Annotated in this window: 9 protein-coding genes; 6 read left to right on the top strand and 3 right to left on the bottom strand. The window is 68.6% G+C overall.

The features are described 5' to 3' along the window. The first annotated feature begins 67 nt into the window (after positions 1-67). Positions 68-1,267: a UDP-N-acetylglucosamine--N-acetylmuramyl-(pentapeptide) pyrophosphoryl-undecaprenol N-acetylglucosamine transferase gene (locus tag ACYX7E_RS12005; RefSeq protein ID WP_462080808.1), complete on the top strand. Its 1,200-nt coding sequence runs from the start codon at positions 68-70 to the stop codon at positions 1,265-1,267. Further along, positions 1,267-2,904 carry a phytoene desaturase family protein gene (locus tag ACYX7E_RS12000; protein WP_462080807.1) on the top strand — a complete coding sequence of 546 codons (1,638 nt, stop codon included), beginning with the start codon at positions 1,267-1,269 and terminating at the stop codon, positions 2,902-2,904. The genes ACYX7E_RS12005 and ACYX7E_RS12000 overlap by 1 nt, the downstream gene beginning before the upstream one ends. Before the next feature lie 283 nt (positions 2,905-3,187). Here ACYX7E_RS12000 and alkB read toward each other — a convergent pair whose 3' ends face one another. Further along, positions 3,188-3,832: a DNA oxidative demethylase AlkB gene (alkB, locus tag ACYX7E_RS11995; RefSeq protein WP_462080806.1), complete on the bottom strand. Its 645-nt coding sequence runs from the start codon at positions 3,830-3,832 to the stop codon at positions 3,188-3,190. Between the two features lie 232 nt (positions 3,833-4,064). Between alkB and glnE the strand changes: the two genes are divergently transcribed. Both glnE and ACYX7E_RS11985 read left to right on the top strand, forming a co-directional pair. Then, positions 4,065-6,977 carry a bifunctional [glutamate--ammonia ligase]-adenylyl-L-tyrosine phosphorylase/[glutamate--ammonia-ligase] adenylyltransferase gene (gene glnE, locus ACYX7E_RS11990; protein ID WP_462080805.1) on the top strand — a complete coding sequence of 971 codons (2,913 nt, stop codon included), beginning with the start codon at positions 4,065-4,067 and terminating at the stop codon, positions 6,975-6,977. Positions 6,978-7,086: 109 nt separating this feature from the next. After that, on the top strand, positions 7,087-7,350 hold the full coding sequence (locus tag ACYX7E_RS11985) for a hypothetical protein (protein WP_462080804.1): 264 nt from the start codon (positions 7,087-7,089) through the stop codon (positions 7,348-7,350). 252 nt (positions 7,351-7,602) lie between these two features. Here the strand turns inward: ACYX7E_RS11985 and dbpA are convergent, their stop codons facing one another. Next, the gene (dbpA, locus tag ACYX7E_RS11980; RefSeq protein WP_462080803.1) at positions 7,603-8,985 is read right to left on the bottom strand and encodes an ATP-dependent RNA helicase DbpA; all 1,383 of its coding nucleotides are present in this window, start codon (positions 8,983-8,985) and stop codon (positions 7,603-7,605) included. A 242-nt stretch (positions 8,986-9,227) separates the two neighbouring features. Between dbpA and ACYX7E_RS11975 the strand changes: the two genes are divergently transcribed. Then, positions 9,228-9,554, top strand: coding sequence for a DUF6122 family protein (locus ACYX7E_RS11975; protein ID WP_462080858.1), 327 nt, complete (start codon positions 9,228-9,230; stop codon positions 9,552-9,554). 42 nt (positions 9,555-9,596) lie between these two features. Next, complete coding sequence (locus tag ACYX7E_RS11970) at positions 9,597-10,265, top strand: Rossmann-fold NAD(P)-binding domain-containing protein (RefSeq protein WP_462080802.1); 669 nt, start codon at positions 9,597-9,599, stop codon at positions 10,263-10,265. A 587-nt stretch (positions 10,266-10,852) separates the two neighbouring features. Here the strand turns inward: ACYX7E_RS11970 and ACYX7E_RS11965 are convergent. Beyond that, positions 10,853-13,579 (bottom strand): TonB-dependent receptor, encoded by a 2,727-nt coding sequence (locus tag ACYX7E_RS11965; protein WP_462080857.1) that lies wholly within the window; start codon positions 13,577-13,579, stop codon positions 10,853-10,855. Between the last annotated feature and the right edge of the window lie 221 nt (positions 13,580-13,800).

Below are 13,800 nucleotides of genomic sequence, written 5' to 3'. Positions count from 1 at the left end.
ATGGCGAGGGTTCGGGATGCGCCGGGCGCTGCTTTATAGTCATCGCCTGTTGTCCGCCGGCCGTCCCATGTCCAACGCATCCGTCTCCGCTCCGTCCGCCTCCCAGACGTCCCCTCTCCCGACCGCATCAGCCTCTGTCGCAGCAGGGGCGGCCGTCGCCCCCCGTGTCGCCGCGACGATCGCGCTGGCCGCCGGTGGCACCGGCGGGCACCTGTTTCCGGCCGAGGCGCTGGCGCGCGAACTGCAGGCGCGCGGCCACGAGGTCGTGATCCATACCGAGCGGCGCGGTGCGGCCTACACGCTGGCGCTGCAGGGCATCGACCATGTGGTGCTGCCGGCTAGCAGCCTGGAGGGCGGTCTGGGCCGCAAATTGAAGGCGGCCTGGACGATCGCGCGTGCATGGCTGCAGTCGCGCGGCGACCTGCGCCGGCGCAAGGCCCAGGTCATGGTCGGTTTCGGGGGGTATCCGAGTTTTGCGCCGGCGTTGGCGGCGCGCAGCCTCGGCATCCCGCTGCTGCTGCACGAGCAGGCCACTCGCCTGAGCAAGGCCAACCAGCAATTGCTGCGCTTCGCCGATGGATTGGCGATCTCGTTCCCGCAGATCGCCGGTGCCGACGGCTTCGATGCCTCGCGCGTACGCGAGACCGGCAACCCGGTGCGGCGCGCGATCCTCGAGGCGCGGGGCGACTATCCGGCGTTCTCGGCGACCTCGCCGTTGCACCTGCTGGTCGTCGGCGGCAGCCAGAGCGCGCAGGTGTTCGGCCAGGTCGTGCCGCCGGCACTGCTGGCATTGCCGGCGCCGCTGCGCCATCGGTTGCGACTGTCGCTGCAATACAAGGGCGACGATGCCCAGGACGTGCAGGCGCAGTTGCGGGCCGCAGGCGTCGATGCCGAGGTGCGTCCGTTCTTCGACGACATCGGCGCACGCCTGCGCGATGCGCACCTGGTCATCACCCGCGCCGGCGCGACCACCGCCGCCGACCTGCTGACGATCGGTCGCCCGGCGATCTTCGTGCCGTTGCCGCAGGGCGGCTCGCGCGAGGAACAGCGGCGCAATGCGCAGACCCTGGCCGACGCCGGCGTCGGTTGGCACGTGCCCGAGGCCGAACTGACGCCGCAGGCGCTGTCGACGCGGCTGGAACAGCTGTTCGCCTCGCCGGAGGCATTGCCGCAGGCCGCGGCCGCGGCGGCCGCACTGGGGCGCCCGCAGGCGGCGTCGCTGCTGGCCGACCTGGTCGAGCGCATGCTGCCGGCGGCGCGCCGCTGATGGCCGCGCGCGCGCTGGCGTCGGGCTACGACGCACTGATCATCGGCGGCGGCCACAACGGCCTGGTCTGCGCGGCTTACCTCGCCGCGGGCGGACTGAAGGTCTGCGTACTCGAGCGTCGTGGCGTCGTCGGCGGCGCCGCGGTCACCGAAAGTTTCCATCCGGGTTTCCGCAACTCGGTCGCCAGCTACACCGTCAGCCTGTTGAACCCGCAGGTCATCGCCGACCTGCGCCTGGTCGAGCACGGGCTGCGCGTCGTCGAGCGCCCGTTCTCGAACTTCCTGCCGCTGCCGGGAGGACGCTCGTTCCGCCTTGGCGGACCCGACGGCCTGGCCGAGGTCGCGGCGTGGTCGCGTCGCGATGCCGAGCGCCTGCCGCAGTACTACGCGATGCTCGACCGCGTCGTCGTCGTGCTGCGTGCGCTGATGGGGCGCACCCCGCCCAACGTTTCCGACCGCTTCGTGCTGGCCGACTGGCTGGGTTCGATCGCGGTCGCACGACAGCTCAAGCACCTGGACATGCGCGGCCGCCGCGACCTGATGGACCTGTTCACCAAGTCGGCCGGCGAACTGCTCGACCAATGGTTCGAAAGCGAGCCGCTGAAGGCCGCGCTGGGCTGGGATTCGGTGGTCGGCAACTTCGCCAGCCCCTACACGCCGGGCTCGGCCTATGTGCTGCTGCACCACGTGTTTGGCGAGGTCAACGGCAAGACCGGTGTCTGGGGCCATGCGATCGGCGGCATGGGCGCGATCACGCAGGCGATGGCGCGCGAATGCGCCGCGCGCGGCGTCGACATCGTCACCGGCGCCGAGGTCGCGCGCGTGCTGACGCGCGACGGACAGGCCATCGGCGTCGCGCTGGCCGACGGCCGCGAGCTGCTGGCCAGGACCCTCGTCTCCAACCTCAATCCGAAGCTGCTGTACACGCGGCTGATCGAACCCGGCGTGCTCGACGACGACACCGCCCAACGCATCGCCCGCTATCGTTGCGGATCGGGCACGTTCCGGATGAATGTCGCGCTCAGCGAACTGCCCGATTTCACCGCCGCGCCCGGCAGCGTGCTGCAACCGCACCACCAGAGCGGCATCCTGATCGGACCGTCGCTGCGGTATTTCGAGCAGGCCTACTTCGATGCCAAGTCGCGCGAGCACAACCCGGGCTGGGCCCGCGCGCCGATCGTCGAACTGGTGATCTCGTCAACGCTCGACGACACCCTGGTCGACGGCCGGGTCGCACCTGCGGGCGCGCATGTCGCCAGCCTGTTCTGCCAGCACGTCAATCCGGTCATCGCCGACGCCGACGGCGGCTGGGATGCGCACCGCGACACCGTCGCCAGGTTGATGATCGATACCGTCGACGCGCAGGCGCCGAACTTCGCGCGCAGCGTGCTCGGTTACCAGGCGCTGACGCCGCTCGACCTCGAACGCGAGTTTGGCCTGCTCGGCGGCGACATCTTCCACGGCTCGCTCGGCCTCGACCAGTTGTTCAGTGCGCGCCCGTTGCTGGGCGAGGGCAACTACCGCAGCCGCATCGGCCATCTGTACCTGTGCGGCTCGGGCACGCATCCCGGCGGCGGCGTGACCGGCCTGCCGGGGCGCAACGCCGCGCGCGAAATCCTCAAGGACCTGCGGCGCTGATGGGTGGCGTCACCCTCCGCGCATTCACCCATCCTGCGGTTCGCACCGCAGTGGACACGCGCTCGGCGGCCTGCAGAGTTATTGAACCCATAGGTTCTGTTTTGCAGTGCAGCGTGCAACGGGGGTAAGACTTCATTCACGATGGCCCCGCACCCGACGTGGGGGAGGGAGCAAAGCCCGCTGGCAGTTCGCTGCAAGCGGGCTTTTTTATTGCCCAACACCGGCAGAACCGGTTCAAGGCCGACGTTCTCCGGGCCTGCGTTCTCCGGGCCCGGCGCGGTGCTCAGCCCGCCCGGCGCAGCGTGAAATTGATCCGCTGCTCACCGAGCAGGGGGTGCGGCGGGCCCTTCAGCGGCAGCACGCCGTGGAAGCGCAGCCGGTCCTCGCCACCCCAGACCAGGACGTCGCCATGGTGCAGCGCGACCCTGGCGTTGCGATCGGCTCGCGCGAAGCCGCCGAACAGGAACATCGCCGACATCCCCAGCGACACCGAGACGATCGGGGCATCGAAATCGCGCTCGTCGCGGTCCTGGTGCAACGACAGCCGGGCACCGGGCACGTAGCGGTTGACCAGGCAGGCGTCGGGCTCGAAGCCAGGAAATCCGGCCGTCTGTGCCGCGTCGCCCGCCAGCCGCTGGAGCACGTCCGGCATCGCCGGCCACGGCACCCGGGTCTCGGGATCGATGCCGGTGTAGCGGTAGCCGCGAAGATCGCTGATCCAGCCAAGGTCGCCGCAATTGGTCATCGCCACCGACATCGTCAGCGCGCCCGGTGTCGACATCTGCCGGAACGGCGACGCCGCCGCCACCGTCGCCAGCGCCTGCAGCAGGGCGTCCTCGTGCGCCAGTGCGAAACCACGCAGCACGAACGCGCGCCGGCCGATCGCTTCGCGCGCATCCAGCTGCTGGTCGGCAAACAGGTCGAACATCGTGCGGCGGGGCTCCGGGAGGGGCGGTGCGAAGCGGAAAGGGTGCGGCGATCGCGCGCCAGCAGGCAGGCGCGCACCACGCCATAGTCTAGGGCCTGGCGGCGGAGCGCGCGCCGCTGCCAACACCATCGATGCGCCGCATGGCACACGCAGCGGGCGCACAGGCATAGGCCGGCCGATACCGGTTGAGACCGGCCGATACATCGTCACGACGCGATGCCACAATCGCGGCATGGACGACATTTCCCAGGCAGACGCCACGCAATCCACGCTCGATGCCCTGGTCGAGCGCGCGCTCGCCCGCTTCCCGGCGCCGGTCCGCAGCGATGCGGATACCGTCGCGCGCCTGCGCCGCATCGCCCTCGCCAGCGATTTCGCGATCGACGTGCTGCTGCGCCAGCCGGTCCTGCTGTCGCGCCTGCTTGCCGACGACGGGGCGCAACCGGAACCGCCGCCGGTGCTGGAGGCCGCGCAGCGCAGCGAATGGGCGATGCTGCTGCGGCGTTATCGCAGTGCAGAGTCCACGCGCCTGATCTGGCGCGATGTCTTCGACCTCGACAGCGTCGAGCAGACGCTGGCCGGCAGCACCCAACTGGCCGAACGCTGCCTGCAGCAGGCGCTGGCCGCGCTGGAAATCGAATTCGCCCAGCGCTACGGGCATGTGCGTGCCAGCGCTGACAGTGGCACGGGCGATGGCGGTGACGAGGGGGCGCCGGTCCGTCTGGTCGTGTTCGGGCTCGGCAAGCTTGGCGGTGGCGAGCTCAACTTCAGTTCCGACATCGACCTCGTCTACGGCTACGAATCCGCCGGAGACAGCGACGGCGCGCGCGCGCTGGTCGCCGACGATTACTTTGCGCGGCTGGGCCAGCAACTGGCCAAGCTGCTCGACGAAACCACCGTCGACGGCTTCTGCCATCGCGTCGACCTGCGCCTGCGTCCGTTCGGCAACGCCGGTCGCATCGCGCTGAGCTTCGCGGCGATGGAGCTGTATTTCCAGCGCGAGGGCCGCGACTGGGAGCGCTATGCCTGGCAGAAGGCGCGCCCGGTCGCGGGCGACATCGCGGCCGGCGAGCGTTTCCTGGCTATGCTGCGGCCGTTCGTCTATCGCCGTTATCTCGACTACGGTGCGCTCGATGGCCTGCGCGAGATGAAGGCGATGATCGCCGCCGAGGTCGCACGCAAGGAAATGGCCGGCGACATCAAGCGCGGGCCCGGCGGCATCCGCGAGATCGAGTTCCTGGCCCAGGCCCTGCAGCTGATTCGTGGCGGCCGCGAACCGGCATTGCGCGAGCGCCGCCTGCTGCCGGCCCTGCGCGCGCTGCAGCAGTCCGGGCAGATCGAGGCCGGGACCGTGCAGGCGCTCGAGCAGGCGTACCTGTTCCTGCGCCATGTCGAGAACCGCCTGCAGATGCTGCGCGATGCGCAGACCTACGCCTTGCCGGACGATGCCGCGGGACGGCTGCGGCTGGCGCAGGGCATGCGATATCCCGATTGGACGACGCTCGACGATGCGCTGTCGGCGCACCGCGACCGCGTCGCGCGCGAGTTCGACGCGCTGCTGTCGCAGCGCAAGCGGCGCCCGGTGGTGGCCGATGACCTGTCCGGCTACTGGCGTGCGCTGCCCGACCAGGCGGACGCGCAGGCGCTGTCGTCGGCCGGCTTCCAGGATGCCGAGGACGTCGATGCCGCCTTGCGCGACTTCGTGCGTTCGCCCAGCGTGCGCGACCTGTCCGACACCGCGCGCGCGCGCCTCGACCGGCTGATGCCGGTGCTGCTGCAGGCCTCCGCACCGGCCGACCGCCCGTTGCAGGCGGTGCGCCGCTTGCTGGCCCTGTTGCACAACGTGCTGCGCCGGACCAGCTACCTCGCCCTGCTGGACGAGCAACCCGTGGCGCTGGCGCGGCTGGTCGACGTGATGACGCGAAGCGCCCTGCTGGCCGAACGCCTGGCCGCGCATCCCCTGCTGCTCGACGAACTGCTCGACGCCCGCGCCGAAGGCCCGTTGCCCGAGCGCACGCAGATGATCGAAGCCTGCCGGCAGGTGCTGCAGCAGCAGGACACCGAATCGGCGCTGTTCGCCCTCAACGAGATCCGCCAGCAGCTCAGCTTCCGCATCGCCTTGGCCACGCTCGACCAGCGCCAGCCGGCGCAGGATTCCACCCGGCAACTCGCGTGGCTGGCCGATGGCGTCGTCGAAGCCGTGCTGGAACTGGCTCAGCGCGAGATGCGCGGTCCCCATGGCGTTGTGCCTGGCGCGCGCTTCATCGTCGTCGGTTACGGCAGCCTGGGCGGAGAGGAGCTGGGCTTCGGCTCGGATCTCGACCTGGTGTTCCTCTACGACGCACCCGCCGACGCGCATTCCGATGGCGCACGCACGATGGACGCCAACCGCTGGTTCGCACGGCTGGCGCAGAAGATCGTCTCGCTGCTCGGCGCGGTGACCGGCGCCGGCCGTCTCTACGACATCGACGTGCGCCTGCGCCCCGATGGCGGCAAGGGCCTGCTGGTGTCCACGCTGGCCAGCTATGCCGAATACCAGCGCGAGCGTGCCTGGACCTGGGAACACCAGGCCCTGGTGCGCGCGCGTGCGATCGCGGGCGACGCCACCTTGCGCGACGAGTACGAGCGCGTGCGCACCGCCACGCTGGCGCGTCCGCGCGATGCCGACAGCCTGCGCGCCGACATCGTGGCGATGCGCCAGCGCATGCGCAAGGAACTCGATCGCAGCAGCGAGGAGCGGTTCGACCTCAAGCAGGGCGAGGGCGGCCTGGTCGACCTCGAGTTCCTGCTGCAATACCTCGTGTTGCGCGATGCCGCTACCCGGCCCGCTTTGCTGGCGCCGCGCGCGACGCCGCTGCTGATCGAAGCCGCGCGCACGCAAGGCCTGCTCGACGACGGCATCGCCACGGCACTATGCGACGCCCATGGCCTGCTGTCATCGCTGGGCCTGTCGTGCACCCTGGATCGCAGGCAACGCCTGGTCGCGCGCGACGCGTCGCTGGATGCGGCCAGGCAGGCGGTCGAGCGCGCGTGGGATGGGCTCGGCTTGCATGTGGAGGCCGGAACACAGGTCGATGTCGCGCGCGACGCCGCTGCGAGGGGCGGTGGCGCCGGCAGCGCGGGCAGGAAAGACGCGGGTATTTGAACGCGCGTGACGGTCTGTACGTGGCGGCGGCTTGAAACCCGCCCTGCGATGCTGCACGGTAGCGTCGCCGCGCGGCAGCGGCGCTTCACTTCGATCAGGAAATACACCCATGGCCATGGCCGAATCCGACATCCACAAAGGTTGCATCTATCGGACCAGCAACCAGCAGGAGCGCCTCGTGCTGGGCTGGGACCGCGACGGCCGCGTGGTCTATTGCTCCAAGGGCAAGGACAAGGACAAGCCCTTCCTGAACTGCCACGTCCGCATCACCGGACAGAAATTCGCGCAGCGCGCCATCGGCAAGGTCGGCCAGGTCGACGACCTGACGCCTTACCTGGTCGCCAACAAGGCCACCACCGTTGTGATCCGCTGACCGCTTGCGGCAGGCATTCCGCGCACGCGGGTGCGACCGATGCGACGCGACGGTCGAACAGAGAAAGAGACGTAGCCACCTGCGTAGGGCGGGTCTCGACCCGCCGCCCGCCGCCTGCCGCATCAAACTCCACGCACCATCGCATCGCCGGTCGCGTCGGATCCCACGCACGCTGGGTCGGCACGGGAGGTGATCGCCGTGAGGGAGAACCAGGCGACTGTCGAGGTACCGAATGGCGGGTCGAGACCCGCCCTACAGCCGGTTGACGCGAAATTTGCGGCCCTTGATCTTGCCTTCGCGCAGGCGGGCCAACGCATTGGCGGCCTGGGCGCGGGCGATCGCGACGTAACTGCGAGTGGCGTAGACGTCGATCTTGCCGATGGCGTCTTTGTGCAGACCGGCATCGCCGGTCAGGGCGCCGACGATGTCGCCGGGACGCAGCTTGTCGGTGCGGCCGGCATCGATGCGCAGGGTGGCCATCGCGGCGTTGGGGACATGGCTGGCCTTGCCCGACAGCGGCAGCATCTTTTCCCAGCGCAGGGGCTTGCCCTGGCGCTCTTCGATCATGCTGGCGCGCGGCAGTTCGCGCGGGGTACACAACGCCAGCGCGAGGCCCTTGCGTCCGGCGCGACCGGTGCGGCCGATGCGGTGCAGGTAGGTGTCGGCGTCGGTCGGGAGTTCGTAGTTGACGACGGCGCCAAGGTCCTCGACGTCGAGTCCGCGCGCGGCGACATCGCTGGCGACCAGCACGCTGCAACTGCGGTTGGCGAACTGCACCAGCACTTCGTCGCGGTCGCGCTGTTCCATGTCGCCATGCAGCGCCAATGCGGAGAAGCCGTAGTGCTCCAGCGAACCGACGACTTCGACGGTATCGGCGCGGGTATTGCAGAACACCACGGTGGATTCCGGACGGTAGCGCAGCAGCAGGGCCGCCAGCAGTGGGGCCTTGCGCGTGGGCTCGACCTCGAAGAAGAACTGCTCGATCGCGGCCGGCTGCGCGCCGCCATCGACGCTGACTTCCAGCGCGTCGCGCAGCATCGCATTGCCGAGCGTGCGGATCGCATCGGGGAACGTGGCCGAGAACAGCAGGCCCTGGCGATCCTTCGGCGTGCGCTTGACGATGTCGCGGATCGGCTCCTCGAAGCCCATGTCCAGCATGCGGTCGGCCTCGTCCAGCACCAGCGTGCGGATGCCCTTGAGCTGCAGTGCCTGCTTCTGCGCGAGTTCCTGGATGCGCCCGGGCGTGCCGACGACGACATGCGGCTCGTGGGTCAGCGAGGCCAGCTGCGGTCCCAGCGGGATGCCGCCGCACAGGATCGACACCTTCAGGTTGGGGATGCCGACCGCCAGCTTGCGCAGCTGCTTGCCGACCTGGTCGGCCAATTCGCGCGTCGGGCACAGCACCAGGGCCTGGGTCCTGACCAGCGCGGGATCGAGGCGATGCAGCAGGCCAAGCCCGAAGGCCGCGGTCTTGCCGCTGCCGGTCGGTGCCTGGGCGATGACGTCGCGCCCGTCCAGGATGGCCGGCAGCGCCTGGGCCTGGATCGGCGTCATCTCGGTATAGTCGAGGGCGTCGACGCCCTGCAGCAGGGCCGCGGACAGCGGAAGGCGCGTGAAGGATAGGGTCTCGGTCATGCGCACATGATCGCAGGCCGGGCGCTCGAATAGGGCGCGACGTGGCCTGGCAGTCAAGGGCGTACAGGCCATCGACCGCGTTTCGGAGCTGCGCGACGGCCAGCGGAGCGCCGTTCAACCGTACGTTCCTCCTGTTGTCGCGGCCTCCACCGGGGCATCGATCCTCGGCGACAGGCGTGCTGGTGTCGAAGGCGGCATCGACATCGACAACCCCGGGCACGCTTGGCATAGTCGCCGGCATCATGGGTGTGCGCGCGATCTTCCATCTGTTCCTGCACGCGGCCGTGCCGGCCTTGCTGGCCTGGCTGTTCTGGCGAGGCCGGTTCGCGCACGCGTGGTTGCTGCTGTTGCTGGGCTGGCTGATCGACCTCGATCACCTGCTGGCCGATCCGATCTATGCACCCGATCGCTGCAGCATCGGCTTCCATCCCTTGCACACGCTGCCCGCGATCGCAGTCTATGGCGCCATGGTGGTACCGCGGCGGACGCGCCTGCTGGGCATCGGCCTGCTGGTGCATATCGCGCTCGACGCGCTGGACTGTATGTGGATGCATCATGGACGTGCGTGACGGCGTGGTCGTCGTCGGCAGTTCCCACTGGAGGGCATGGCGATGAGGATCCTGCACGTCGGCGCCACCGGACTGGTCGGGCAGCAGGTGCTTGCCCGCCTGCTCGCCGACCCGCGTGTCGCGCAGGTGGTGGCACCGACGCGCCGCGTATTGGCCGTGTCGGATCCCAGGCTGCTGAACCCGGCCGTGGACTTTGCGGCGTTGCCGGAAACGGCGCCATGGTGGGCGGTCGATGGCGTCATCTGCACCTTGGGCACCACGATCGCCCAGGCCGGATCGCAGGCGGCGTTCCGGACCGTCGATCTCGAATACCCGCTGGCGGTCGCGCGCATCGCCTTGGCGCACAGCGCGCGCGTCTTCGCGCTGAACTCGGCGATGGGCGCCGATCCGCGCTCGCGGATCTTCTACAACCGCACCAAGGGCGAGCTGGAGGCTGCATTGGCGGCGCTCGGTTATCCGTCGCTGGCGCTGGTGCGGCCGGGACTGATCGGCGGCGAGCGCGAGGACGTCCGTCGCGGCGAACGCGCGGCGACGATCGTCCTGCAGGCGCTGGGACCGGTGCTGCCACGGCGCTGGCGCATCAATCCGGCCGCGTGCATTGCGGCTGCGCTGGTCGAGGCCGTGCTGCTCCCGGTGCAGGGGCAGGTGGCCGTGGGGTCGGATCAACTGGTCGACGCCGGTCCGTTCAAGTGGGTGCCGGTGCGCGGCTGACGACGCGGTCTCCGAGCCGACAACGTGTCTGTTTTGCTTCGCTTGGAAGTGAAAAGAGCAGAGCGGGATCGCGGTGCTGGATTTGCAGCGGCCTGCCGGGCTGCGGCTGCTCTTCCCTCGGTCAGGGCATCCTGCCCTGACTCGGGCGCACGCCATCCATGGCGTGCTCGGCGCAACCTCCGCCCGCCTCGCCGCTGCCGCGAGCGTCACGATTGCGGCTTCGGCAGGGTGCATCCCATCGAAGACCTCGGCCCCTCCGACGCCAGTGCGTCGCCTCGGCCGGGGATTGCGGAGAGCGGGGCCATGGATGGCCCGCGGCGGCGAGTCAGCCACGATGGCTGACCGAGCCGGACAGTAATTCCCGGACGGGGCGACGCGGTCTCCGGAGCCGATGCCGCTCCCTGTCCGCCAACACACGGACACGCACATGGGAGAAGAACCAAAAAATCGCCTGGAGCGATTTTTGACAACGCGCAGCGTTGGCCCGAAGGGGGGCCGCCATGGATGGCAGGCCACAAAAAGACGCCCCGGGGTGAGCCGGGGCGAACTTGGAGAGAGACGGTTTCTGGTTATGCCGTGACGGCGCGTCAGTTGAACTTGAACTTGGCGCCAAGCGTGTAGTAGCGGCCGATGGCGCCGCTGAAGTCCAGCGGGTTGTAGTTGATGGCGCCGTAGGTCAGCGGGTCCAGCGGGGCGATGCGATCGGTCACGTTGGCGACCGAACCGAAGATCTCCCAGTGCTCGGTCGCTTCCCAGCGACCCGACAGGTCGATCGTGTAGAACGAGGCCAACTCGCAACCTGACGGGGCATCGTCGCCGTTCGCGAATCCGTTCGCGCACTCGGTTTCCGCCGCTGCCGAGACGTTGCGCATGCTGTCGCGCCAGTTGACGAGGCCGCTGAGGCTGAAGCGGTCCATCTCCCAGGTGGCGGCGAAGTTGGCCTTGTTCTTGGGCGTGCCGATGCAGTTGGTGACATCACAGTTCCCATGTGTGCCAGCAAACTCATATCGCGATCCGTCAACGTCCAGACGCTCAAACGAGCTGATGTGCGTCCATTGCAGGCCCAGTCGCAGGTTGCCAGCATTGCCCAGATTGAAACGCTGGGAGAGATCCAGGTCCAGGCCTTCCACCGTGGTCGAGCTGGCGTTCTGGTACGCCACCAGCACCGCCAGGATGGAGCCGCTGCCAGGCGTGCCCGGGATCTCGTTGGTGCCGCGGATGACATTGGCACCGCCGGCGGCGATCGCGGCATCGGCGCTGCCGCCGAAGATCTCGTCGGTGCGCTTGATCCGGAACGCATCCAGTGCCAACGACGTGCCCTGCCAGGGTTGCAGCACGACACCGAGCGTGTAGCTCTTGGATTCCTCCGGCGTCAGCTCCGGGTTGGGCGAGGTGATCAGCGCGATCGGGCCGGCATCGCAGTCCTGCGGTTCATTGCCCGGCGCCGCGCAGCGCACCGGATCGACCGCCGTGCTGAACGCTGCCAGGCCGCCGGTGCCCGCTTCCGCGGGGTTCGGCGCGCGGAAGCCCTCTGCATAGGTGCCGCGCAACGCGATCCAGTCGGCGGGCGTCCACTTGACGCCCACCTTCGGCGTGGTCGAGTTCTCGCCCTGGTCGTAGCGGTCGGTGCGAAGCGCCGCGGTCAGTTCCAGGCTTTCGAGGACCGGTGCATTGAGTTCGACATAGGCGCTGGTGACTTTCTCGACGCCCTCATAGGCCGAATAGCCAAGACCGATGATGTCGCCGACGTCGGTATAGGTCTGCGGCGTCAGCAGCACGGATTGCCGGCGGTATTCGGCACCGACCGCGATGCCGAGCGGGCCGCCGCGCAGATCTATCAACGAGCGCGAGGCCTTGGCATCGAAGATGTCGAGCTTGGTCTCGCCGGTGGCCGAAATCCGTGGCGAGATGAAGTCGTAGAGCGCCTGCGAGTTCAGGCCGGAATCGTCGCCGATGCGCCAGTAGCCGACTGGGCTGTTGGGATCTTCGAGTGCGGTCTTGACGGCGCTGTAGCGCAGGAAGCCGGTGCGCTCGTTGTTGAGGTTGCTCTGCGAATGCAGGTAGCCGACATCGTAGTCCCAGTCCGCCACCGTGCCCTTGAAGCCGAGCAGCAGCCGCATGAAGCGGCTGTCGTTGTAGGTCGTGCGCGGGCCGACATCGAAGGCGGTGTACCGCAGCCGGTTGGCGGTGCCCGGATAGGGATTATCCGGATGGTCCGGGCCGAGCACGGTCGCGCCGGGACCGGGATCGCTGGCGTTGACCGGGCCGCCGGGATAGCCCCAGGCACCGGAGACGCCGGAGGGGGTGTTCTTGAACACGGTCTTCTTGTTGGACATCCCCAGTTCCATGTACAGCTCGGAGGTGTCGCTGACCGCGAACGATGCGCGCGAGAAGAAGTTGATGTACTCCTCCTGCGGCGAGAGGTCGCGGAACTGGCCGACATCCCACAGGCAGCCGCCTGCCGGATCCTGCGGTGTCACGTTCGACAGCGCCGCGCAGCCGGGCAGGGATTCGAACAGTTCGGTATTGGGGTTCTCGATGGCGCCGCTGGGACCACCGCCGGCACCGGTGCCGCCACCGGTGATGCGGCCGGGCAGGTTGGTGCCGATCGCGTAGCCATACGGACGCGTGTCGCCGGAGCCGATCCACTTGCGGTTGCGGCGGTCGGAGATGCCGATGCCGTCGGTCTTGGCGCCTTCGACGCTGAAGAACACGTTGTAGCCGTCGGTGGCCATGTCGCCGAAGCCGGTCGTCAGCGAGACCTTGCGCTGGTTGCCGTCGCTGTCGCCCGAAGTGCCGTATGAACCGGTGATCACGGTGCCGGTGAAATCCTTGCGCAACAGGATGTTGACGACGCCGGCGATCGCATCGGAGCCGTAGATCGACGATGCGCCATCCTTCAGGACTTCGATGCGCTCCACCGCATCCAGCGGGATCGTGCTGAGATCGGTGAAGACCTTCTGACCATCATCGGCCAGACCGAACGGTGCCAGTCGGCGGCCATTGAGCAGGACCAGGGTGGAGCCCGCGCCGAGGCCGCGCAGCGAGATCGCCGAACCGCCGCCCGCGAATCCATTGCCGAAGCTCTTGGGCACGGAGCCCGCGCCATCGACGGACAGGCTCTGCAGGTATTCGCCGACCGTGGTCTTGCCGGTGCGGTCGATCTGCTCGCGGCTGATGATCTGGATCGGCGACGCGGTTTCGGTCGTCGTGCGCGGAATGTTGGAGCCGGTGACGGTGATGCGATCGAGCGTCTTGGTGTCGGTGGACGTGGACGCGTCCTGGGCGAACGCAGCCTGTGCGGACAGCGTCATCAGCATGGCGGCGGGAAGGGCAAGGCTGAGCCGGGTGCGATGCACCCGGCGACATGAGAGGTTGGGTGCGGCGTTCACGGTCGATTCCCTGGTCTTAGGATGGGGCGCTCGCTTGGAGCGCCGCAACTCTATGTCTCAGGTTTGTCGGTTTCGCGTGAATTTAATAATGGGCTGCGTATTTACTTTTTATTCCGTTCAATTTCAGTTAATAGAATGGAATA

The organism is Luteimonas sp. RIT-PG2_3, from assembly GCF_054902115.1.
This window is presented reverse-complemented; position numbering and strand designations above follow the sequence as displayed.